This window comes from Paenibacillus sp. V4I9 (assembly GCF_030817295.1).
GTDB lineage: Bacteria > Bacillota > Bacilli > Paenibacillales > NBRC-103111 > Paenibacillus_E.
Map to the genome: position 1 here is coordinate 6,731,060 of NZ_JAUSZE010000001.1, position 22,435 is coordinate 6,753,494.

At 45.5% G+C, this 22,435-nt stretch carries 22 protein-coding genes and 1 riboswitch; of the genes, 11 read left to right on the forward strand and 11 right to left on the reverse strand.

Translation table 11 applies throughout. The features are described from left to right. Positions 1–251: 251 nt before the first annotated feature. Positions 252–2,474 (reverse strand): ATP-binding protein, encoded by a 2,223-nt coding sequence (locus QFZ81_RS30880; RefSeq protein ID WP_307605733.1) that lies wholly within the window; start codon positions 2,472–2,474, stop codon positions 252–254. Between the two features lie 160 nt (positions 2,475–2,634). Here QFZ81_RS30880 and QFZ81_RS30885 point away from each other — a divergent pair, with 160 nt between their 5' ends. After that, entirely contained in the window at positions 2,635–3,726 is a 1,092-nt protein-coding gene (locus QFZ81_RS30885) for a GGDEF domain-containing protein (protein ID WP_307605734.1), read from the forward strand. 240 nt (positions 3,727–3,966) lie between these two features. Continuing rightward, the gene (locus tag QFZ81_RS30890; protein WP_307438295.1) at positions 3,967–4,614 is read left to right on the forward strand and encodes an SOS response-associated peptidase; all 648 of its coding nucleotides are present in this window, start codon (positions 3,967–3,969) and stop codon (positions 4,612–4,614) included. A gap of 33 nt (positions 4,615–4,647) precedes the next feature. On the opposite strand, the gene QFZ81_RS30895 is transcribed toward QFZ81_RS30890, so the two are convergent. Beyond that, positions 4,648–5,019 (reverse strand): DUF1284 domain-containing protein, encoded by a 372-nt coding sequence (locus QFZ81_RS30895; protein WP_307438293.1) that lies wholly within the window; start codon positions 5,017–5,019, stop codon positions 4,648–4,650. A gap of 56 nt (positions 5,020–5,075) precedes the next feature. After that, positions 5,076–5,642 carry an NUDIX domain-containing protein gene (locus tag QFZ81_RS30900; RefSeq protein ID WP_307438292.1) on the reverse strand — a complete coding sequence of 189 codons (567 nt, stop codon included), beginning with the start codon at positions 5,640–5,642 and terminating at the stop codon, positions 5,076–5,078. A gap of 529 nt (positions 5,643–6,171) precedes the next feature. Between QFZ81_RS30900 and QFZ81_RS30905 the strand changes: the two genes are divergently transcribed. Continuing rightward, complete coding sequence (locus QFZ81_RS30905) at positions 6,172–6,315, forward strand: hypothetical protein (protein WP_307605735.1); 144 nt, start codon at positions 6,172–6,174, stop codon at positions 6,313–6,315. Between the two features lies 1 nt (position 6,316). On the opposite strand, the gene QFZ81_RS30910 is transcribed toward QFZ81_RS30905, so the two are convergent. Beyond that, positions 6,317–7,729, reverse strand: a complete 1,413-nt coding sequence (locus QFZ81_RS30910; RefSeq protein WP_307605736.1) for a hypothetical protein — start codon at positions 7,727–7,729, stop codon at positions 6,317–6,319. 148 nt (positions 7,730–7,877) lie between these two features. Between QFZ81_RS30910 and QFZ81_RS30915 the strand changes: the two genes are divergently transcribed. Further along, a complete protein-coding gene (locus QFZ81_RS30915; protein ID WP_307438289.1) occupies positions 7,878–8,093 on the forward strand; it encodes a hypothetical protein in 216 nt (71 codons plus the stop codon). A 16-nt stretch (positions 8,094–8,109) separates the two neighbouring features. On the opposite strand, the gene QFZ81_RS30920 is transcribed toward QFZ81_RS30915, so the two are convergent. Beyond that, positions 8,110–8,886: a polysaccharide deacetylase family protein gene (locus tag QFZ81_RS30920; protein ID WP_307605737.1), complete on the reverse strand. Its 777-nt coding sequence runs from the start codon at positions 8,884–8,886 to the stop codon at positions 8,110–8,112. A 28-nt stretch (positions 8,887–8,914) separates the two neighbouring features. On the opposite strand from QFZ81_RS30920, the gene QFZ81_RS30925 reads away from it, so the two are divergent. Beyond that, positions 8,915–9,082 carry a hypothetical protein gene (locus QFZ81_RS30925; protein ID WP_307605738.1) on the forward strand — a complete coding sequence of 56 codons (168 nt, stop codon included), beginning with the start codon at positions 8,915–8,917 and terminating at the stop codon, positions 9,080–9,082. Between the two features lie 82 nt (positions 9,083–9,164). Here the strand turns inward: QFZ81_RS30925 and QFZ81_RS30930 are convergent, their stop codons facing one another. From QFZ81_RS30930 to QFZ81_RS30940, 3 genes are all read right to left on the reverse strand, one after another. Continuing rightward, positions 9,165–9,425 (reverse strand): YqkE family protein, encoded by a 261-nt coding sequence (locus QFZ81_RS30930; protein WP_057304082.1) that lies wholly within the window; start codon positions 9,423–9,425, stop codon positions 9,165–9,167. A 45-nt stretch (positions 9,426–9,470) separates the two neighbouring features. After that, positions 9,471–11,306, reverse strand: a complete 1,836-nt coding sequence (locus QFZ81_RS30935) for an APC family permease (protein ID WP_307438282.1) — start codon at positions 11,304–11,306, stop codon at positions 9,471–9,473. A 97-nt stretch (positions 11,307–11,403) separates the two neighbouring features. Then, a riboswitch (cyclic di-AMP (ydaO/yuaA leader) is annotated at positions 11,404–11,556 on the reverse strand. 451 nt (positions 11,557–12,007) lie between these two features. After that, on the reverse strand, positions 12,008–12,742 hold the full coding sequence (locus tag QFZ81_RS30940) for a (S)-benzoin forming benzil reductase (protein WP_307438280.1): 735 nt from the start codon (positions 12,740–12,742) through the stop codon (positions 12,008–12,010). Between the two features lie 171 nt (positions 12,743–12,913). Here QFZ81_RS30940 and QFZ81_RS30945 point away from each other — a divergent pair, with 171 nt between their 5' ends. The 4 genes from QFZ81_RS30945 to QFZ81_RS30960 are packed head-to-tail and all read left to right on the forward strand — an operon-like array spanning position 12,914 to position 16,397. After that, complete coding sequence (locus tag QFZ81_RS30945; RefSeq protein ID WP_307605739.1) at positions 12,914–14,251, forward strand: spore germination protein; 1,338 nt, start codon at positions 12,914–12,916, stop codon at positions 14,249–14,251. Next, positions 14,244–14,453, forward strand: coding sequence for a hypothetical protein (locus QFZ81_RS30950; RefSeq protein WP_307605740.1), 210 nt, complete (start codon positions 14,244–14,246; stop codon positions 14,451–14,453). The genes QFZ81_RS30945 and QFZ81_RS30950 overlap by 8 nt, the downstream gene beginning before the upstream one ends. Positions 14,454–14,499: 46 nt before the next feature. Beyond that, the gene (locus QFZ81_RS30955; RefSeq protein WP_307605741.1) at positions 14,500–15,318 is read left to right on the forward strand and encodes a GerAB/ArcD/ProY family transporter; all 819 of its coding nucleotides are present in this window, start codon (positions 14,500–14,502) and stop codon (positions 15,316–15,318) included. Between the two features lie 2 nt (positions 15,319–15,320). After that, positions 15,321–16,397 carry a Ger(x)C family spore germination protein gene (locus QFZ81_RS30960; RefSeq protein WP_307438275.1) on the forward strand — a complete coding sequence of 359 codons (1,077 nt, stop codon included), beginning with the start codon at positions 15,321–15,323 and terminating at the stop codon, positions 16,395–16,397. Positions 16,398–16,463: 66 nt separating this feature from the next. Here QFZ81_RS30960 and QFZ81_RS30965 read toward each other — a convergent pair whose 3' ends face one another. Continuing rightward, positions 16,464–17,045 (reverse strand): NAD(P)H-dependent oxidoreductase, encoded by a 582-nt coding sequence (locus QFZ81_RS30965; protein ID WP_307438273.1) that lies wholly within the window; start codon positions 17,043–17,045, stop codon positions 16,464–16,466. Between the two features lie 145 nt (positions 17,046–17,190). Here QFZ81_RS30965 and QFZ81_RS30970 point away from each other — a divergent pair, with 145 nt between their 5' ends. After that, positions 17,191–18,219, forward strand: a complete 1,029-nt coding sequence (locus tag QFZ81_RS30970) for an AraC family transcriptional regulator (RefSeq protein WP_307605742.1) — start codon at positions 17,191–17,193, stop codon at positions 18,217–18,219. Positions 18,220–18,391: 172 nt separating this feature from the next. Further along, complete coding sequence (locus tag QFZ81_RS30975; RefSeq protein WP_307605743.1) at positions 18,392–19,912, forward strand: MDR family MFS transporter; 1,521 nt, start codon at positions 18,392–18,394, stop codon at positions 19,910–19,912. Between the two features lie 281 nt (positions 19,913–20,193). Here the strand turns inward: QFZ81_RS30975 and QFZ81_RS30980 are convergent, their stop codons facing one another. Beyond that, positions 20,194–21,423 carry an NAD(P)/FAD-dependent oxidoreductase gene (locus tag QFZ81_RS30980; protein WP_307605744.1) on the reverse strand — a complete coding sequence of 410 codons (1,230 nt, stop codon included), beginning with the start codon at positions 21,421–21,423 and terminating at the stop codon, positions 20,194–20,196. A 160-nt stretch (positions 21,424–21,583) separates the two neighbouring features. Next, entirely contained in the window at positions 21,584–22,357 is a 774-nt protein-coding gene (locus tag QFZ81_RS30985) for an EcsC family protein (protein WP_307438264.1), read from the reverse strand. Positions 22,358–22,435: the final 78 nt, after the last annotated feature.

Consider the following 22,435-nt stretch of genomic DNA (forward strand, 5'->3'; position numbering starts at 1 on the left):
CGTTAAGTTTGAGAATAGTGAGAGACTAGTCGCTATAACGGTGTTTTTCATCATTTCAGACAAAAAAATTCGCGCCAAAACTCAAAAGCTCTCACCTTAAGGATGCTTTTCATCATTAGCGAGGGCTTCATTGATAAATAGGGATACATAACGATGTTTATCATCGTTATGCAGTGCCAGACAGGAAAGATGCACTCGGGGGATCGGGCTATCCGGTCCAATGAATTCCGATATGTCTCTCGGAGCTATTATTAGTACTCTTCCCACTCCTGGCGGGCAAGGATTTTACCTGATTTCTGCAGCTCATGCCGAATCGACTTGATAATATGCTGCATCCGGATGGGTTCGCCAGCCTCAGCAGCTAGGAATGCCGAAGAAAGGACGACGTTCTTGATATTCCCCCCGGCGATCTCATAGCGCTGAGCTAAATATTTGAAATCGACATCACCGCTAAGCGGGGCGGCAGATGGAAACATGGAATGCCAAATCTTTTCACGATATTCACTATCCGGAAACGGAAATTTAATGACGTAATTGATTCGCCTGAGGAAGGCTTCATCAATATTATTTAATAGATTCGTTGCCAGCACCGTGATTCCTTGATACTCCTCCATCTTCTGAAGCAGGTAGGCGGTTTCGATGTTCGCATATTTATCATGCGAATCTTTGACTTCCGAACGCTTTCCGAATAGCGCATCGGTTTCGTCGAAGAACAATACCGCATTGCTGAGCTGCGCTTCCTCGAAGATTTCGTGCAAATTCTTCTCGGTCTCGCCAATATATTTGCTGATCACCTGCGAGAGGTCGACCTTGTATAGCTCCAGCTGAAGCTCACCGGCGACAACCTGTGCAGACATCGTCTTCCCCGTACCCGGTGGACCGGCAAACAGCATACTTAGCCCCTTGCCGTAGGCCAGCTTCTTCTCGAACCCCCAGTCGCCGTAGACAACGCCACGGTATTTCACTTGATTGCACGCATTGCGGAGCTGATCCTTCTGCTCAGGCGGGAGGATCACATCCCCCCACCCATAGCGAGGCTCAATGCGCGTCGCCTTGCGCTCGAGCTTGTGCTGCACCTGCTGGTAGCACGCCTTGTAGAGCGCATCGGCCCGCAGCGTATTCGACGCAGCCACGTCGCCGAAACCCTCCACAGCAGCCTGCGTCTCACGCTGCCAGGCGGAGTACCCGCGCGCCAGCGTCAGCGCGCGGCGAATTTGCCCTGGGGTGAAGCGGAATTTCCCGCTCATCACCCGCCAGTCCACGTCCGCGCTCACGCTGAGCTCGCGCGCGAATGCCGCCCAAAGGCGCTCACGCCCGCCTTCGTCCGGCACATGCAGTTCGTGCTCAAGGAGCAGCCGCTCCTTGGGCTTCCACGTTAGCCGGTTGAACCGCCCGGCCAGCAGAAACACCATGCCGCCGTAGCCTTCCAGCAGCTCGTGAAACCACCCGAGTCGCCGCTGCGCCGCAAGATCCGGCTCCTCCGGATAGAGCGCCTCCAGCCGTGTAAAGCACAGCACGGCTTGGTGCAGGATCGCTTCACGAACAATCGCGCTCAGCTGCTCTTCAAAACTCGCTGCGTGCAGAAGCACATCAGCAAGATCAACAAGCAGCAGCGGCTTATTGAAATGGCTGCTGAGGTGCTCCACCTGCAGCTTCTTGCCTGCGCCCGCATTCCCCCACAAGTGGAAGGCGAGCCGTTTGCGCTCAGCCGTCGGAGCCTGGAACGCAGCTTGGATGAAGCCCCGCAGCCGCTGCTGAAAATCCTCATGGACGAGCAGAGGGGCCAGCTCGTCATCTGGGTAAACCATCCGGACTGCCGGCTTCAGCTTCGGGTCCATTTCACCGGAATCCAGCATGAATGAGATGATTCGCTTATCGAGAAGCAGCGGCCTAGACAATAACGTCTGGCCGCTAATTTCCTGCGCTTCGCGGTGAAGCGCATAGCGCGCCAGTTTACCCTCAGGCGCCATGAATGTCGTCCGTGCTGCCCGCATATCCTCAGGGCTGCTGCAAGCAATTTGCAGCGCCAGACTAATATTAGGCGTTTTGCTGGTTAGATCATCTTGCAGAAAGCCGAAGATGCGTTCATATTTGCGATCCAGTTCTACCGCGAGCCCTAGCATAACGAACCGCTCTTCTACGAGGGACAACCCAAACACAGAAGATACATACGACAGAGGCAAGAACACACCTGCCTTGCGGCTTTCTTCACGTCGCAGGGCAATGAACGCCTCCGAATTCCGAATACTAGCCAAGAGCCCGAGTTCTTCCCCGTCAAGCTCCTCATCTTCATTTTCCCCGCCTATGAGACGGATGAACTCATCTTCGGACACGAACATCCCGCGAAACGAATCCGTTTGCGGATCGGGCGTTAGCTTTTGACGACGCTTATATAAAAGCTCAAGCTTTTTATCCAACAAGGTAAGCTCATCCTTATAATGTTCCCATGCATGTACGTAACCTTGAGCTGTCATAGCCCCTCCTGATAACCCTGATCTATATTTACAAAAAAATACAACCCTCCCCTTCGTAAACAGCTTGCCTAAAAGGGGTGTTATTCTTTACAATGATTTGATAAGGCACAAAATGTTTTTCCAATAATTGCCAACCCGAAAGGAAAGTGGCCTCCTCTACATGGAACAACTTCCGGCTAATGATCATATATGGAATCGAAAACTTATACATATTTTATGGTGGATCCTATTCATCTATGGAGTAGTTGCTATCCTTGGATTCTTCTTTAATTTGTATGATCAGCCTCCGCAATGGTTTAACAGGTTCCTGCATGTTCAAATCATTACGACTTGTCTACAGCTCATCTTAATGGGAGCCGGTTATTTGGCTATTCACTTTCTGAAACGATACAGCGATTTTATCATGATTACATGGACCATGACCATGGTTAGTATCTTTATTATCTGTATTCCCGAGCTGATGAGCAGCTACGAATTAATTAGTATCCCTATTATTTTAGCCTCTACCTATTTCCAAAAGAAATATATTATTTACGCTTATAGTTTAGGGATTATATATTTAATTTCAATACTAGTTTGCCAGGTATATCAAAGGTATGCCCTAACGCCCTCTGATGTGATCGTATCCATTACAGTCATCACCTTAACCGCGCTTGTGTGCTTTGCAATCATGAATAAAGGGCTCGTTCTCATTACAGAGTTAAAAGATTCGGTCGTCCGCGAACAGGATCTCCTTATTCGAAATGTGATGATTGATCGACTCTCCAAAGTGGATGCGCTCACCGAGCTGTTTAATCATCGTTCATTTCAAGAACATACCGATCATCTGATTTCACATATGCCCCATGATACACCGCTTGAGCTTGCTCTTATCGATATCGATAATTTCAAAAGGATTAATGATACCTACGGGCATTGGGTCGGTGACATGGTTCTCAAAACGATTGGCTCCATTCTGAAAGACGTGCTCGGCCCTGACGATATGTCTTTTCGATATGGTGGTGAGGAATTCGCCGTTCTGTTTGCAGGCAAATCACACGAGGAAGTTTTACATATTTGCGAAAAATTAATGGATGTCATCCGGAATACCGAAATTCCTGAGATGCCGGATCAACCGTTAACGATGAGTATCGGACTCGCTAGCTATAATCGCAATACGATGAAAAAAGCCTGGTTCCAGCTTGTTGATGAATGTTTGTATACCGCCAAGAGAAATGGGAAAAATCGCATTCATTCGCATATTTCCGAATAGGTTATTTCAGCTAGGAGCCCTAAAGCTTCTAGCTTTTTTTGGCTGCCGATTACCATGTCATTACTTACCAAACGAAAACCCTCATGAAATGAGTCGCCTCTTCCGAAACGATGCAGAAGCTGTTGATTGTGTAAGGTGAGGAAGCAGGGTTAATACAGGTTAATAAAAAGATAGGCCTCATACATGTATTTGGTTAATTAGGCAAATAATAGCCAAAACCAAAATGAGGTGGTAAAAAAAATGTGTCATTCCATATCTATTCTTGCTGATGTCAACGAACTGGTTAAACAATTCCGCATTGATCGGCTGCTATCGTATAGCTCCAATCGTTATGAGGTGCGGCCGACAGAGTCTGTTTCCGCTGTGATGATGAACAAAAAGGGAGAGCGCATCCTTGATGAATTCCGTTGGGGTCTGATGCCGTTCTGGGCAAAAGATGCCGTATGCGGGGACCGCGATTCAATCTTCACCAATGTAGTCTTCGAGCGTATCGTCAGAAAGCAGCGCTGTATTATTCCTTGCAGTGGATTTTATATTAGCGTGACAGAGGGAAAAGAGACAGAGTGGATTAAGTTCAAAATGCGCAGCGGCACCTTTGGCATCGCGGGACTGTATGATGTCTGGCGGGCTCCATCTGGTGAAGAGGAGCTTCGTACGTGTATGATGCTGATGACAGAAGCGAACTCACTCGTCTCTCCTTATCAACGCAGAATGCCTGCGATACTCGACCAAGATCAGGGCGAGATGTGGCTGCAGCCAGAGATGAAAGACAGCAGACTCCTCAGATCCATCCTTCGACCTGTAGATGATTTGCTCATGGTTGCAAATGTATTGTCTTCTCCTGCGGAGAAGCTGGAAAGCGGCTCGGATGTAAGTGTTTTTGTATAAAAATAAGAGGGCTGCGTCTACACGCAAGCCCTCTTATTTGGTAATGACGGGCGGCAAGTCGCCACCCTCCCCGATCAATCGTACACCTTCCGCACAAACACCGTAAGGCTCCCAACGGCATGTGGCACATAGGTGACCAATGTCGTCCGGTCTCACACGATCAGCCACTTGCCCACAAATTTCCGACCAGCTTAGCTCCATCTCCACTTGCAAGCCAAGCTTGGTGACGATTTCTGCATCGCGCTGATAGACCGTCCTATTTTCACAATGCGCTTCTTGATCCTTCGGGAAAGCTGCGCAAAGATCATCAGGTCCAAGAACAATGCGGATCATCGTTTCGGGCTTTTGACGCAATTCCTCGTAGACGTTCGTCATATTTTCGCAAAACTCTTTCGAATAACCCATTCCTCTGTATCCTAGCAGACAAATTAAGTGATGTCCCCGAAGCTGGATCGCCTTGGTCATATTTTAGGTGCACGGTACAATCCGTATCCATCCATTTTGATGATTGGATCTTTATCTTCAACTAGTCCGGTCGTTTCGGAATGCAGGGCAACATCAATGAGCCAGCGTGTAAAATCTGCCACATTCATCGATTCCATCTCGGCCAAACTATAAAACCCTGCTGCATCGACCTCCACGCCGTCTGGCTGAGGCTCACCGCTTATGTAATCCATTTCAAAAGCAATGTATACATTATGTATGCTTCTAGGCAAATCACGCACGGCTACAAGGCGGGTTACAACCGCTTTAACTCCGCTTTCCTCCATCACTTCGCGCTCAATCGTATCTTGGATCAGCTCATGCTGCTCAATATAACCGCCCGGGTTGGTCCATCGGCCTTTCCCTGGCTCCTGAGCCCTGCGTACAAGCAGCATCTTCTCATCCTTCATCACGAGTGCGCCTACACCGATGCTATAATTACCCCAATGAACAAAGCTGCACTCCGTACAAGCTCTTCTTATCGTGCCATCCACATCGCGCGACTCCATAGCGGCTCCGCAGGTCATACAAAACTTGGCTTCCATCTATCTCATCTCCAACTTCCTATTTCTCAATTCCAACTTCCATTCGAGTTCACTGTATGTAAGCTTACTGCTTAAAGTGGGCAATAGGCAACTCCGATCCCGTACGTTTTCCGTTCATTGTATAGGAAATTGGCGATACTTCCTGCGCTTGTCTTGCGATATCGCTGAATTAGACATCCCAAGAAAGATTTGGGGGCCAGATCAAAGTTGCTGCAAACTCGTCCCATACAAGTTCTCTCAGGCGCCGCCATCCGCCACCAAACTCACAAAACTTCAAAACCTACAGCTTTAAGCGCCTTTCGGCGCTCTCAGCGCTATAACAAACCTCACCACCGCCTGAGAGCGCCACAAAGGCGCTTTCGGCTCGCTTTTCGGCTCCTCAAACGCACAAAATACATTATTATTACTCAAAGCGGAAAATTACTGTATTTTGCTGCACTTTTTACATCTTCTTGTTTACAGACATACAATTTTGCTTCAAAAGTGCTAATGCCGGGTGAGTTTGACAGTTTTGACGGGGTTGATGGGGTTGACGGGTTTTGATGGTTTTGATGGTTTTGATAGTTTTGATAGTTTTGACGGTTTGGGTGGTTTGGGTACCACCCAAGACATAAAAACCCGCCACACCCATGGACACTTCCACAGATGTAACGGGTTAGATGCCTATGCCTAGTCTACACCAAAAACATCGCCACGACCGTCGTCACCGCGAGGCCGATGAGCACAGGCAGCAGATTCCGTCGCGCCAGCTCGAACGGACTCACGCCGCAGATGGCTGCTGCTGGAATCAGCGCCCACGGAATCAACGTGCCGCCGCCGACCCAGATGGCGGCCACTTGGCCGAGCGCTGTGAGCACAGCCGCGCCGGAGCCAATGGCGGTTGCGAAGAGCTGCGCAATCGAGCCCGCGAGGGAGATTCCGGAGAAGCCGGAGCCGTCGAGGCCCGTTATGGCGCCTACGACGGTAAGCGTCACGGCACCGACCGCGCCGTTCAGCGGCACTTGCCCCGCGAGTGCCACACCCAGATCGTTCACGATCCCGTGCGAGCCTTGCGGAAGTACTTTGCCAAACAGCTCCGCGAACGCGGAGTCGCCTAGGTAGAAGAAAGCGGCGATCGGGATCACGGGGCCGAATACTTTGAAACCGAATACAAAACCTTCGATGAGGTAGGAGGTCGTTTGTTCTAGTCCTTGATTCCGATGCGCGAGCAGCGTCACCGCAATGAGAATGAATACGGCGGTGCCCCCAACGAGCGCTGTCGCATCTCCCCCTTGCAGATCAAGCACGAACATCGCAATTACGTCTAAGGCGAAGAGTAGAGGAATCATAATTGCCAAAGTCTTTTTCAGACGTGGCGCTAAATTGACCTTGGCCTGCCAAGTAGCCGAAATAAGTGAACCGCTATCCCCTGGACCACTCGCCACGAGGCCATTTCGCCACGTCCCGTTCTTCATGTCCCGCCGCATCATCCAAAAAGCGGTGATCGTCGTGACAAGCCCCATCACGATAACCAGCGGAATGCTTGCCTCCATGACGGCAGTCACCGGTAATCCAGCTGCATCTGCTGTTAATTTAGGAGCTCCCTGTATAATGTAATCCCCCGAAAGCGCAATCCCATGTCCGAATAAGTTCATTGCCATAGCCGCACCTAGCGCTGGCAGACCAACGCGGACGGCCACAGGCAACAGAACAGCACCAATGAGCGCAACACCGGGAGACGGCCAGAAAAACCATGACGTCACCATCATAATGATACCGATACCCCAGAAAGCTAAAGCAGGCGTTCGCAGAAAGCGGGTTAGCGGAGCGACCATGATTTCATTAATGCCTGTTCGAATGAGCACGCGGCTCATTGCTACAATTATAGAGATGATCATGATGGTACCCATCAGCTCTTTGGTCGCATAAATGAAGCTGTTGAAAATACCGGAAACGGAGCCGCTCAACGTTTCCGTTGCCAGCAAGCCAAGCGCGAAAATACCAACCACGCAAATCATCGTTGTATCTCTGCGCTTGATTAAAAGGGTAAGAATAAAACCGATAAATACTAAATAGACCCAATGAATCGGCAATAATTGAATGTCCACCCTAGATCACGCATCCTCTCTGCCCATACAGCATTTGGTGCTACATTGTATGCTAGGCTGGGCGGAGGAGTTCGTGTGAATTCGGGTTGAGCGACACCTTGTGGTACAATAGAAGAACTATTTTAACCAAGTTAGGGGAATGCCGAGGATGGCTAGAAATGAACGCTTAGTAACGGATACAGATTTTCAAGATGCTGTTGAAAGACAGGCTGTCGTCCGTGTTTTCAAAGATGATCACATTGTAGATTCGAATGCGGTTGTATTGCGTTTCAGTGAAAAAACGGTTGTCGTACAAACTCGTGTTAGTGATTTGACGTATTATGATCGAGAGGTTTGTGAATTTTTTGAAATGAAAAAACGATAGCTGCTGCAGCTATCGCTTAGTTTAATGTATAGGAAGTTAAAAGAACGAAGCGGTAGCCCGCTTTTTGAAGCTCAGGAATAGCTTTCATAATACCTTCTGCCGTATCTTTCTCTGGGTGATTCATATGAGCTAGTACGATAGAACCGCTTCGGGCTTTTAGCAGCGCTTTGTAGACCTGCTCCGTGTTATAAGTCGCTCCAGCGTCTCCGAGTACATTGTAACCAGCCAACTGAAAGCCTAAATCATGAACAACTCCTGCTGCAATATCATCATAATAGGCTGTGCCCGAACGAAAAAATAAAGGACGCCGTCCAGTCAGCTTCTCGATCTGGTCAGCATTGTCTTTCACTTCATGAATAACTTCATTCACATTCTTGGTTCCCGCGATGCCATACGCCAACTTGCCATTTACGGACAAGGGCCTATGCTCAGTCCCATGATTTTCAATCTCAAACAGTGGGTTTGCGGCTAATTTGGCAAATATGTCCTTATTGGCCGTTATCCATCTCGCATTGATAAATAAGGTAGCCGGGATGTTCTCCTTGATCAAATAGTTGATCAACTTCTCATCGTACCCACTGCCCTCCTTCCCCCCACATGCGTCAAAAGTCAGCGCAATCACTTGTTCCTTCGTAGTAAGATGTGTCCGAACACCAGGGACATTTTCGCCCCATTTCTTTGGTTTAGCGTTTCCGTAACGCTCGATCAAGGTCTTTTCCAAAGACAAAAAAGCCGGAATAGCCAATGAACTTGGGTCGCTTGGCTCCGACGATGGAATCGTCAGTGTATCCATTGCTGTTGGGGCTGTTGCAGATACCGCCGTGGTCTCTTTTGGTGTTTCTATTGCTGTTGGTATTGGTGTCTCTTTTGATATTTCTTTTGATATTTCTTTTGATATATTTGTTGTCATTGGTGTTTCTATTGGTGTTGAAATTGGTGGTGGTATTGTTGTCGCTACCGGTGCACCACTTACCTCAGCAGTCCCTTGAGCTGCCTCTCTATTGCCCACCTCACAGGATGACAGCGCTATCATTGCAAAAAGAAAGAAAAGGAGGCACACTGTGCGCTCCCTCATTTGTGCTTACGCCAATCCAGACTGCTCTTACTGAGCAGATGTCCAAAATCATTCTCAAGCCGCTTTTCTTCTGCTTTGCGAGCAGCTTCCGCCTTCGCTCTCTCTGCATCTTTCTTCGCTTGTTCCTCTGCTTTCATGGCATCAGCCTGCGCTTTGAGTCCTTCAAGTATTTCCGGACGCAGTAAATCCTTAAGTGTTGCAGGTTTATCTTGCACGCTGGTTACAGCAGGAGTAGACGACCATTTTTTCTTAGCCATAATGGGTTCACCTCAGTTCAGTTTCTCCCCTTTATTGTACCACTTCTACTCATGCAAATGATACGGTACCGTCGCCACGACGATATCTTTATCGGCTTGCAGCTTCGAACGAATGCGTGCAGCAGACTGGTTATGGAGCAATCGATGCCACCATTTTTTCGGCATAAATTGCGGTAAAATGACCATAATGTTTTGTTTTTCCGAAACATGCGTGTCAATTCTCTCAATAAATTCAGCCAGAGGCTTCAGTATCGTCCGATAACGTGATTTAAAAACAACCAATCGAACGCCGGGATCCCACTTATCCCACTTCTCCTGCATCAATTCTTCATCTTCATCTGAGAATGATACGTAGAAGGCAATCACATTTGGCGACAACGATTTCGCATAGTTCAAGGACTGTGCCACAACCCGATGAATGCCCGCCACAGGCACAATAATCAAAGGTTCCTTCGTGCAAACCCGCTCAATCGTTATATCAATACGCAATTGCTTCGCTACATCATCGTAGTGATGACTAATTTTCGTAATTAACCAAAGCAGCAGCGGGGTTATAATAATAACAATCCATGCACCTTCGGTAAATTTAGTTATAGAAAATATAAGTAAAACAGCTAGAGAAACGATCCCGCCTAAACCATTGATGAGCAGCTTTCCGATCCAACCTTTCACTCGCTCTCTCAACCATTTACGAACCAAGCCGCCTTGCGCAAGTGTAAAAGATAAAAACACGCCTATCGCATATAGAGGAATGAGTGCATCGGTCTTACCTTTGAAACCAATCAGAAGAATACTGGCAAGCACACCAAGTGTGATAATACCATAATGAAACGAAAGACGGTCTCCTCGGAATGAGAACATACGCGGGAAGTTTTTATCCTGTGCCATAATGGATGCTAAGATTGGAAACCCGTTGAAGCTAGTATTAGCAGCCAAAACCAGAATGAGCATGGTACCAATTTGAGTTGCGTAGTACATCGCCCCACGACCAAAAGCCTGCTCTGTCACCATCGATAATACGGATGTATGGCCATTAGGATCAGGTACAATACCATAACCCAAAGCTAACACCGTTACGCCTCCAAACACGATAGCCAAAAGTGTCCCTAAGGATACTAACGTGCGCTTCGCGTTCTGCACGGACGGTGAGCGGAAATGCGGCACGGCATCGGAGATGGCCTCGATTCCTGTCACGGCTGAACACCCGGAGGAAAATGCTTTTAAAAGGACGAATAACGTTAATGAGCTCGTCATTGAACTCGGAGCAAATGCAATGGGATGCGTATTAATGGATCCCGTCAGCATATCGTATATGCCTTTGCCCACTAGCAGCAAAATACAAAGAATAAAAAAGTACGTTGGAATAGCGAAAATCGTACCTGATTCCGAAGTTCCTCGCAAATTAAGCCAAACCATGATCCACACAAGAACTAAAGTAATCGGAACAATATATGGCACCGCCGAGGGAAAAGCTGAAGTAATCGCCTGCACACCGGCAGAGATCGAAACGGCAACGGTGAGTGTGTAGTCAATAAGCAGCGAAACCCCAGTCAGCCTCCCCCACACCATACCTAGGTTTTCTTTGGAAACCATATAGGCTCCGCCACCTTGCGGATAGGCCTCTATCACTTGTCTATAGCTCAAAACTAGCAGCATAATGAGAGCGATAATGGATATCGCAATGGGCAAAGAGAACGCAAAAGCGGCAATCCCAACAGTCGCGAGTTCTAAAAGAATCTGCTCAGTCCCGTAGGCAACTGACGATAAGGCATCCGAGGATAGGATCGGCAGTCCTTTCCAAACCTGCATTTTTTCAGATTCAATTTCGCTGGATTTAAGCGGTTTGCCAAACATAATTTTTTTCAATGAGTCGCTTGTCATTCGTGCTAGTTCCCCCAATTAAACCTAATATCTGACATAAACTTGCGTTTTAGGACGCAAAAAAACACAAGGATAGACCTTGTGTTTATACACATGTTCTCCTTCCCACGGTCGCTTACGAGGTTAGCTGTCGGGTTCGGGCCGCGAGAATCTGCCCTAAATGGTGCCATACACTTAAGCACCTTTACTCACCCCATGAAACTTGTGGTTCCCCCGCTTTTCTAATAAGAAAATTAAGCGAAATATTCAACTATAACGTACGAGTTGAATACTACTCTCTTCTTGCAGCATAGTAAAGGATTGAAAAAACTTAAAAATATAACTCCAACCACCACATTCACTCAATAATTCGCTTACAATCATACGATTCATTGATTTACTACCATTCTCTTACTACATCGTGGTTTTTTAAACATTTGTTAATGCATTGAGTTATTATTGGAGCAAAGTGAAAGAAAATATTGGATTATAATGATAATTCCCGACGAAATGTTGAAACATTCGTTTACACATCTGTGTAAAGTTGTACTTTGTACATAACCTTGTTTTTCAGGAAAAGGAAACGGACTATTCGATATTTGGAAATAATCAACAGGAACGGCAAGAAAGCAAAAAATGATGATAACGACAGCATAAACAGCTAGAAGCTTCTTACGGCGAGAGGTAATTTCCAAATTTACATCTTCTTTCATTTTGGATTTTCAAAGCTCTTCAACGACAATACCTTGGGCAAATTGGTCACTAAGTAATAAATCCACTAACTTCTCGGCAATAGTCGCAGGTGAGGCGAGCATCCCTTTATCCTTTACCCTATTAAATAGTTCAGAGGCGGCAAAAACATTTTTATTGGCACTTCGTGCTTCTTCCTGTAAGGAAGTGTCAATCATCCCCGGCCAAACAGATAGTACTTTAACTGCAAAGGCACCATCTCCTTGCTCTTTCCCAACACATTTTGAGAAGACATCTAGGCCAGCTTTGGCTGCTGAATAAACACTCATACCAGAAAGATGATTTTTCGAGGACATGGAGGAAACATTTAATACACGTTTTGGAATCCGAAGGTGTTGGGAAAACCGTATGAACAAGGAGGTTAAAAGGATTGGGGCCAGCAAATTAACATGGACATTCGTAGTCAACTCTTCAGTACTTCCATGCTCAATACTGGATAACGGGGTTACAACTGCAGCATTATTGATTAGGTATATGGCTTCGGCTTTACTTTCATCGATTTTATTACATACATCCCTCATCAGACTATCCACTTGATCGATATCATTTAGATCAAATTCAAAGTAATCAATCTGCTCACTCTCAGCCATCAAACCCACATTCCTATTTCTGGAAATACACAGCAAATGATGTTCAGTGGATAGAAGTCTACGAGCAAGTGCTTCACCTAAACCTCTAGATGTCCCAGTAATAATAAAGTACTTCATTCAAATACCTCCCCAAAAATTAGTACCTGGTACTAACTCGCCTGAGTATAATCCATAATTTGGAAAACGTCAATGTAAATCAAGCTACCACTCCACAGCCCCTTTTTTTCAGTCATGGTACAAGGAATAAATTTCCGTTTTCCAAGGAAACCTACTCTCAGGTGATATAACATGAATCTGCCAGAAACAACGGATATGGCCAGACTGAAACTTCAATTCGAATCAAATAGCGATTTTGTGATGGAACAAAAGCAACTTTTGGATCAGGAAGTTGTATTTTGTTATTTTCGCCCATTTGTTAATTTGGCACATACGAACCAATTATTATCTTGGATGGAGTCCAGTCCGATCAATGATTGGCTTCAACAAATAAGCCTATTGAATGGCCAATTAAACACTACTTACGACATGCAGATGAGCAGCTTATTGGAAGGGAATTTAGTTATTTATTTACTCGAGAACCCTATAAGAAATTTTGTTATCAAGCCCGTGCCATCAACGATTAAGAGAACGATAAATGTTCCACAAAATGAGAATGTGATTGAGTCTTCCTTTGGAGCATTTAATGAGGATTTGGATACCAATATGGCGTTGATCCGCGAAGAGCTACGATCCCCACTACTAACTATGAATTCTTTGATGATGGGGACAAAACAACCCAAAAGAACCACCTTAGCTTATTTATCCGACTCTGTTAACCATAAGCTGCTTTCATCCTTAATGAAGAAGCTGGAGGCAAATAAAGTCAAGGAATTTAGCCATTTGCAGGAAATCATCAAGGTATTGGGAGAAGGGAATTTCAGTCTTATTTCCCCATGTCTAACTTCTGAGCGACCGGCAGAAGCGGCAGACCATCTGAAAAATGGCCGTGTTATCCTGTTTATCGAAGGGCTTCCGTACGCTTTCGTTATGCCTGTTATCATTACAGATCTCTGGTGCGTTAACTCCGATCGTAACTTCCCTAAGATTACAATGATTACCATTCGAATGCTTCGAATAATGGGCATGTTTATCGCTTTGGTCTTGCCTGCTCTATATGTATCTTTGGTCTCTGTGAATCCAGAGGTGCTCCGAATCCAGCTAGCATTGTCCGTTGCCCAGAGCCGTGAAGGGGTACCCTATTCGGCCTTATTGGAAGTTTTATTTATGTTAATTGTTCTGGAAATGCTGATTGAAGCCAGTATTCGTCTTCCCAAAAGTATAGGTCCCTCCATAACGACAGTGGGTGGTATTATTCTCGGGCAAGCTGTTGTAAGCGCCAAATTGGTAAGTAATCTATTCATTATTGTTTTGGCAGCTTCCGCTTTAGCGAATTTTACATTGAACGGGGTACAAAATGCCCTGTTTATTCGAATATCCAAATATGTTTTGCTTGTCTTTAGTGCTATTTTTGGTGTTCTTGGTACGATTGGCGGAATCATCTGGCTGTCCATCTATATGGCCTCTATCACGACATTTGAGGTCGCCTACGTCAATGTAAATGTAAAGGAAGGTCCCCAAGATGGTTAATAAAATATCAGTCTATCTAACCTTCATCACTGTACATTTCGGGCTGATATTTTTCATTTATCCTGAGAAAATATTTGAATCGACAAGCAAAGGCCATTGGGAAGCTATACTGATTGGCTGCCTTTTGGAAGGAACTATGATGTGGATCTATTTAAGAGGCCTGTCATCTTTCCCTAACATGACGATCGTTGAGATTCTGTAAACAAGTATTAGGCCCCTGGCTGTCAAGAATCCTTCTAATTCCAATCATGTTATATTTTCTTGCGACTCTAGCATTAGTTTCCAGGGTATATTCGGAAATGATGACCATCGTATTTTTACCAAAAACGCCGATATGGGCCTTACTCTGTTTTATCTTCTTGAGCTTGTTTGCTGCCTGGTATGGCATCAAGACTGTGCTCAGAACAAGTGTCATTATCTCCGTTTTATTCATACCTTGGATTTTTGCAGCACTCATCAGCTCCATGTCAAATTTCGATATACGTAATGCATCCCCAATTTGGAACACTAACTTTGATTTTTTCAAGCATCCTGCTTATTATTCCAGTTTTTTTGCCTTTTCTGGGTTTTTATTTTTGGGTATGATTCACCCTTATTTTCGAAATGTCGCGCGCAGCCGCAAGGTATTCATCCTTTTGATGGCTGGCTTGTTTCCTTTATATTTGGCATCCGTGTATATCCCCCTTCTCATTTTCGGGCAAGAGACTGTCATTCAATTCCAATTTCCTCTTCACACAGGGATGGATACGATCGATATGAGTTGGTCCATATTCGAGAGAATGACGCTGTTTTACACGACTTCTATGATTGCTTTTCTAATTGTTTATAGTTCGGTTTTAATATGGATCTTAGCTGAGATGTTTCGGAGCATCGTAGTTCCCTTATCCAATAGGTGGTTGAGTGTAATTATTACAATAATTGCCTACTTTCTTAGTTTTCTGATTCCAGATTGGTATGAAACCGAACACCTAATCTGGCTGGATACTGGTCTCCGAGCTTATAGTATCTTTGTCTTTCCAGTCGTAATTGGGATTATTGGCGCACTGCAAAGGAGGCGAGTTAACTAAGGATGACATACATATTTCGTTCAGTCTTAGTACTCCTAGCTATTTCCCTGTTATCAGGCTGTTGGGACAATAAGGATATTAATAAAAGGATATTGCCTGTAGAGATGGCTATTAGTCAAACAGACGCAAAAACGTATAAAGTGGGGCTTCGAGTGCCTCAACCTAGTTCCACTAATATGACGCCTCGAATCATAACGGGGGAAGCCTCCACGATTAGTGAAGCGTTGGATCGGATGCGTGGAAATGTAGAAAGCAGTATTGATTTACTGCACCTCAAACTTCTGATGATTGATGAAAAAACCGCTAAGTTTGGTATAAAAGAAGTGCTTGAATATGCCATTAGGTCTCATGACATTGCACCTAAAGCGCTGGTTTCTGTATATAGAGGTGATTTGATCGAAATGTTAAACAAAAAAGAGCAAGGCGGAGCGGAGGGGGGCACTGCGAGCTATGATTATTTCAACAAGTTGGCTGGCTGGACCCCCAATACTTCTATTGTGTATTTATGGGAAGCGTTTCGAGGGGGCTTTTCACATACGGAAGATTATGCTCTTCCTATCATTAAACCTGGAGAGCGTACGATGTTTAAGTTAGATGGTTCCGCCATCATGAGCCGGGGAGTCATGGTTGGAACGATTTCATCAGATGATACGCTAATATACAACATTATGAAAGGTAATTTCCAGGGGGCTAATGTAGAAGTAATGGAACATGCCAGTGTACTTCTTCTCGATGTGGATTTTAAACATCGTCATCATTGGGATGGCCATATACCGCAAGTGGATACGGATATGAAGGTCATTGGCATGCTTCTGGAGACGAAGGGTAACTCCAGTAAAGAACTGATTAGTGAAGAACTCAAAAGCTTGTTGAATAAGCGGGCTAAAGCCATGCTTGCCAAACTACAGGAAAATCAGTCTGATTTATTTGGTTATGGACAATATTTCCGTAATGATCTTTCTCATGCTCAATTAAAGGAATGGAGAAATACCTGGTATCCACGGCTGAAAGTGACATTAAATGTGAAAGTGAATATTAGAAATAGTGGGAATTTGAAATTTAATACGGTTGATTCGTGAACATAAGGGCAGCAATGACTGAAAAACACAGCTTCCAAGCTGCATTTTTTCAGTCTTCTTCCATTTCTATGAACGCTTCAAACCTAACTTTTCAACATCTTGCAGCCACTTTTCACGCTGCTTATCCGTTGAAGACTTAACGGGACTTATTTCTGTAATCTTGACGGGATTGACTCCACAAAATTGCAAGGTCCCACGTTTCATGACATGATGCCCTGCTTGTTTGTACACCCACCGATAGTACCAGGAAGGTGTGTCCATGGTTACTATGAGACGGGCAGACTTCCCACTCATTAATTTGTCCCAGAACATGGAATTGGGACGATTCCGATAGGCGAAGCCTGGTAGAAATACACGATCGATGAACCCCTTTAAGATCGCTGGGACCGTCCCCCACCATATCGGATATATGAACACCAGATGATCCGCCCAACGGATCGTCTCTTGAGCCGCAAGCAAATCCTCTTCTAACTCCAGCCGTTGATGGTAGCCATATTTCAAATTCGGTTCAAAAGATAAAGAGCCTATATGAATGCTGCGTACTTCCGAGCCGCTAGCGATTGCACCCTTCTTATAGGCCTCCGATAACGCTGTGCAATAGCTCTTGGCATAGGGATGTCCGTTAATAATGGCTATGTTTGGTTGCATGCTCCTGCCTCCTCGTGACTCTGTTTATTCATCTTTGATCACTGTGCGTGTTAAGATAAAGTAAGAATAAGCCATTTGGGGCTAGAAAAGTATGATGAAACATGCCAAAATCTTATTCTTATGTGCAGAAAGGAGGTCTCGGGAGTTGTCACCCAACTACACAGGGTTATCTGTATCCCTTGTTTATCCGATTATCAAAGCGATTGTGTTCAAGGGACATAACAAAGACGATTTTTTCAAAAGGCTACATATCGATGAGTCCATTCTTCATGACACCGAGGCTCGGTTGTCGGAAGAGGATTTCGAACGTATAACGGAATTAGCCGCTGCCATTACATCGGATGACATGTTCGGGTTACATCAGGGTCAGAACATAGAGCTTTCTGATTTGGGGATTCTAGGATATGTGATGCTTCACTCAAAAACCATCGGCCAAGGCTTAGCTGCTTTTCAAAAATATAATATGATCGTATGTGACGGATACAACATCAATTGGCAAATAGAAGAGAATGACGTTATCATCGGGTTGTCCTACACTCGTCCTCACAAGCAACCGGCCCGACATTGCATAGAGGATATGGCTAGTTCTTTGTATCATTTGATGATAAGGCTAAGCTGCAGAAACATTTCTTTAAAAGAAGTGCATTTCACTCATGCTCTCTCCACGAAGATTGACGCGTATACATCGGTATTAGGAATCACGCCGCAGTTTGGTAAGGATTCGAATGCAATTCGTATAAGCAAGGACATTCTGGAATACCCCATTTTATTAGCGGACTCCAAGCTATTGGGGACTTTCGAGGCTATCGCGGAGGAAACCAGACACAGACTCATGCAAGGTCGAATATTTTCTGACCAATTATACAATTGGATCATCAAGGACATGCCGATGCCTTTTCCAAGTTTAAAAGAGACAGCAATGGCTTTTAAAATGAGTGTTAGAAGCATTCAGGCAAGGTTAAAGCAGGAAAATACAACCTATCAAGATATCATGAATCGGGCTCGAAGAGAGCTTGCTGTTGGTTATTTGGCTAAACCGGAATATAAAATAGGAGAGGTCGCTTACCTTCTTCACTTTTCAGAGCCAAGTGCCTTTCAAAGTGCCTTTAAGAAGTGGACAGGGGTAACACCAAGACAGTATCGGATGGATTTATTGAAACATCTCCAACTGTGATATCAACCAAAGCCGAGAAAGCCCGAAAGGGCTTTTTTTACGTTAAACTAATATTTAAAAACTACATCGCCAGACCGAGAACACTTTAAAGCTTGCGCCGGATGAGTGAAACACCTTGAAGATCTATGCTTAGAGAAGCGTTGAGGAATTTAATTAAAGATGAGGTGTAACCATGAAAAAGCAAGGAAACAACAAGACTTTAGTTCTACTCGGCCTGCTGCTAGGCCTGGTATTCTCAGAGTTGGATCAAACGGTCGTGTCGACGGCTCTGCCGACCATTATTCGTGATCTACATGGCATGACACTTTACGGCTGGGTAGCAGGGATTTACATGCTCTCGATTACGATGTTCATGCCGATCTTCGGCAAGCTTGCCGATATTTATGGCCGCAAGAAGATTTATTTAAGCTGTGTCGCGCTATTTATGGTCGGATCCATCATCAGTGGACTCGCTGATTCGATGACCACACTTCTAATCGGAAGAGGTATTCAAGGAATCGGAGCCGGTGGACTCATGCCTTTGGCCATGATTATCATTGGCGATACATTTCCGCTAGAGCAGCGAGCCAAGGTCCAGAGCCTTGTCGGTCCGTTATTGATTCTGCCACAGCTGATCGGACCTACGATTGGCGGGTATTTCGTAAGCTATGTGAGCTGGCATTGGATCTTTCTGATCAACATTCCTATAGGACTAATCGCTGCCTTTATCGTTTCCAAAGGCTTGCGTGAAGCGGTCCGCACCGAGAAAAAATCCATTGACTGGGCAGGGGCCTTTACACTCGTTCTTGCCATGCTCTCACTTCTTCTGGCTCCGGTCTTGATCGACATCAAAGGCTATACGTGGTCGTCCCCAGTTATTATCGGCTTATTGGTATTATTCGCAGCTCTTACCATACTCTTTATCCGAATCGAATCGAAAGCCAAGGAGCCGATCATTCCGCTTGTTCTCTTCAGAAATCGGTCAGTCGTAGTGTTGTCTTGTATCGTGTTCCTCACCATGCTTGGTGTCATGGGAGGCATGTCGGGATTCCCATTTTTTGCTCAGAATGTCATAGGTATGTCGCCCACCGCATCCGGTTACTTGTCGCTGGCCTTCATGGCAGGCGCCATTCCGGCGAGTATCCTTTGCGGTAATCTCATAACGAAGATCGCCTACAAGAATCTCTTCATTGTATCGTTTATCTTCCCGATCGTAAGCTATGTACTGCTATCACGCATACATGTTGACACAACAGTTATCTATATTATCGTAGCGTTCTTCATTTTGGGGCTTGGGATCGGCGTTCTATTCGGTTCAGACAATTTGATCGTGCAGGAGTCCGTAGCGAAAGAACACAGCGGAGTTGGAGTGGCAACGGTGCAGCTGTTCCAGGCCATTGGTACCACGCTAGGATTCAGTATCTTCGGCAGTTTGCTTTCCAGAAATATCGCCAGTGGTTTATCCGGATTATCGGACCAATTTCCAGAAGGAACTGCACAGACAATCCTTAATGGTGGTATCCCACAAGGGCTCTCAGCAGACCTACTACTGCGGATCAAAATGGTATTTGCAGAGGCGTTCCAACACATTTTTGCTATAGGCATCATTTTCGCCATTGTAGCTTTCATAGCTTGCTGGTTCATGAGAAAAGAAGTGCTGACGAACACGGAAGAAGCTGTGACTACAAAAGAAGCTCTGACTACAAGTGCATGACAAACATACACGGCTTATGACGTCCTTGGTCGAATTTGTTTGTATTGGTTGATGCAACGCATGGTACGCTCAAGACGTATATGTTGTAGCATTTGCTTATTCGTGTAATGTTTTATGTTGTACAAATTTACGCAAGCTAATCGGCGTTTTCCACGCGAATATTGCAATAAATACAACAATTTCAGCTAAAAGGAGCTCTATAGTCTATAAAAAGGTAAAACTGGAGAGATAGTCAGATTAGTTTCTGATCTTCTCTATCCAGTTTTTGCTCTTCATCTTATTCAATTCGGCACGTGATAATTGCGGGCTGTTGTTTTTTGTTTGAAAATCATTTTTTTCCATATGAGCGGGATGCCGCCAATGAGGTATAAATAGCGAGCATCGATGACTTTTTTCAGGAGAGCTGCGAATTTCCCTTTGACTTTCTTCACTTTGAGTAGGCCCACTGCCTCTCCTCTGCCCAAGGAAGCCACGGTTCCTTTGAAATCGTATGCGAAGGGCTTAAGGTCGCGGCCGCGAACGGCATAAAGGAGATTTCTCGCTACGTTGTAGCCTTGCTGAACGGCAATTTGGGCATTTGCCGGATAAGGCGTCCCCTTAGGGCTCATCACAATGGAGCAATCACCTGTAATAAATACATCCGGATACTGGTAGGAGCGCAAGCACTCGTCCACTTTGACTCTTCCCCGCTGTACATCGAATCCCGCCTGCTGTAACAAGGAATTCCCGCGAATGCCTCCCGACCAAACAACGGTGCCTGCACGAATGAACTCGCCATTGCCCAAAATAACGCCATCTGGCGTGCACTCCTTAATTGGTGTGGATAGTTTATATTGAACACCTTTGCGGCGCATGACTTCCATGCCATACTCGACAAGATCTTCAGGTAGACCAGGAGGCAGCGCCGATGGGGAGGCTTCGATATTGATGATTTTCACAGTGGACGGGTCGACGTCATAGGTCCTGCTCAGCACAGGAATCCGATCCGCCAGTTCCCCCACAAACTCTGTTCCAGTGAAGCCTGCGCCCCCAACCACAAAGGTGAGGTACTCTTTCCTCTTTGGCTCCATTTTTGACTTGGCAAACATATATTCAATATGCTGGCGAATAAAGCGTACGCTATTAATGCTCTTAATCGACATCGCATATTCATTCATCCCAGGAATACCGAATGTCTCGGTCTCACTCCCCAGCCCAATAACCAGATAATCGTAGGAGAGGTCCCTATCGCCGAGCACAATCTTCTTTTCCTCGGGCAAAATTTGACTTACCGTTGATTTCACAAATTGAATCTTACGCTCATCAATCAAATCCGCAATCGCCACACGGGCATTATCGTGATGATCGGTACCAGCAGCCGGCATGTGCAGATGCGTCGTCATGTAGTGATAGTCATGTTTGTTCACCAAAGTTACATCCATCTCACTTGCTTTCATCTGCTTCTGAAGCCTAATAGCTGTGACCAGACCACCGTAACCTGCGCCAAGAATAACCACTTTCGGTTTGCTCATTGAAATCCTCTCCTCCGATTTGTGAAATAAATCACATATACATGTGAAAAATATCACATACTTTTATAAGAAGAGCCGATTAACGACTCTTTCTTTTATAATATGCTATTTCTCATCGAAAATCACTATAAATTTGACCAGTTTTTGAACAATATGAGTTTTATTTGGATTCGAAGCCATCGCTCTCCGCTTTATCATGTAATCGGCGTAATCGAAAACAGTTCATTCCTGCCACGCCGAGCTCCTCCAGCAAACCAAAGTTCGCCCAAGCGCCCACCACCGCCCCGATGCCGGGGACGAGCTGAAGCATTTTACGAAAATCAATCGTATCCCGGTATTCCTGCTGCAGCTGCTGCCAATCCACTTGATTCATGTAGTCCTCAGCCGGTGGAAAGGAATGAGAAATGGTATGCCAATTCTTAATGGTATGAAGAAGATCCGGTTTCTTATTCGGACTGGAAAAGGCCAGCTGAAACACATAGAGAATGAACAACCGCTCCCGGTAATCTTTCGTCGAGTAGCCATACGCATGTGCCAGCTCAAATAGGAATTTCAATTTAATGCCGATCAGAATCGGGAAATCCGCCAATCCTAGCAGGATCCCACCCGCTCCCGTACCTGCTCCTTCTGCTGCTGCAATCTTTTTATATAGGGATAATAGTTCCTCAGCTTTGGCATCGCTATCTGCTAAGGAGACGCCGTATAACGGGTTGTTTTTGGGAATGTAATTCATACCGAATAGGGTCGTTTGTACGATTCCTTTAACGGTCGCGGTTATTGTCTTATGAACCTTGTCGGGGATCAAGTTATTAATGCTGGTTTGAACAGATTTGGAGGCTCTTTCCATCAGGTTAGGTGCCTTCTGCTGCCGAATTTCCCAGCGTTTCAGCTTTTTTAACATCTGCTGCTCGTAAATTGTGTACGCTGTTTCCATTCTCGTCACCGCCATCCCTGTTCTTCATTTAAGTATAGTATACGGAGCGATTGGTCTCAAGATGACGTGGCGAGCGAA

Coding starts and splice junctions, on each gene's coding strand:
- QFZ81_RS30880 (WP_307605733.1), bottom strand. CDS start 2,474: ATGACAGCTCAAGGTTACGTACATGCATGGGAACATTATAAGGATGAG.
- QFZ81_RS30885 (WP_307605734.1), top strand. CDS start 2,635: ATGGAACAACTTCCGGCTAATGATCATATATGGAATCGAAAACTTATA.
- QFZ81_RS30890 (WP_307438295.1), top strand. CDS start 3,967: ATGTGTCATTCCATATCTATTCTTGCTGATGTCAACGAACTGGTTAAA.
- QFZ81_RS30895 (WP_307438293.1), bottom strand. CDS start 5,019: ATGGGTTATTCGAAAGAGTTTTGCGAAAATATGACGAACGTCTACGAG.
- QFZ81_RS30900 (WP_307438292.1), bottom strand. CDS start 5,642: ATGGAAGCCAAGTTTTGTATGACCTGCGGAGCCGCTATGGAGTCGCGC.
- QFZ81_RS30915 (WP_307438289.1), top strand. CDS start 7,878: ATGGCTAGAAATGAACGCTTAGTAACGGATACAGATTTTCAAGATGCT.
- QFZ81_RS30920 (WP_307605737.1), bottom strand. CDS start 8,886: ATGGATACACTGACGATTCCATCGTCGGAGCCAAGCGACCCAAGTTCA.
- QFZ81_RS30930 (WP_057304082.1), bottom strand. CDS start 9,425: ATGGCTAAGAAAAAATGGTCGTCTACTCCTGCTGTAACCAGCGTGCAA.
- QFZ81_RS30935 (WP_307438282.1), bottom strand. CDS start 11,306: ATGACAAGCGACTCATTGAAAAAAATTATGTTTGGCAAACCGCTTAAA.
- QFZ81_RS30940 (WP_307438280.1), bottom strand. CDS start 12,742: ATGAAGTACTTTATTATTACTGGGACATCTAGAGGTTTAGGTGAAGCA.
- QFZ81_RS30945 (WP_307605739.1), top strand. CDS start 12,914: ATGAATCTGCCAGAAACAACGGATATGGCCAGACTGAAACTTCAATTC.
- QFZ81_RS30950 (WP_307605740.1), top strand. CDS start 14,244: ATGGTTAATAAAATATCAGTCTATCTAACCTTCATCACTGTACATTTC.
- QFZ81_RS30955 (WP_307605741.1), top strand. CDS start 14,500: ATGTTATATTTTCTTGCGACTCTAGCATTAGTTTCCAGGGTATATTCG.
- QFZ81_RS30960 (WP_307438275.1), top strand. CDS start 15,321: ATGACATACATATTTCGTTCAGTCTTAGTACTCCTAGCTATTTCCCTG.
- QFZ81_RS30965 (WP_307438273.1), bottom strand. CDS start 17,045: ATGCAACCAAACATAGCCATTATTAACGGACATCCCTATGCCAAGAGC.
- QFZ81_RS30975 (WP_307605743.1), top strand. CDS start 18,392: ATGAAAAAGCAAGGAAACAACAAGACTTTAGTTCTACTCGGCCTGCTG.
- QFZ81_RS30980 (WP_307605744.1), bottom strand. CDS start 21,423: ATGAGCAAACCGAAAGTGGTTATTCTTGGCGCAGGTTACGGTGGTCTG.
- QFZ81_RS30985 (WP_307438264.1), bottom strand. CDS start 22,357: ATGGAAACAGCGTACACAATTTACGAGCAGCAGATGTTAAAAAAGCTG.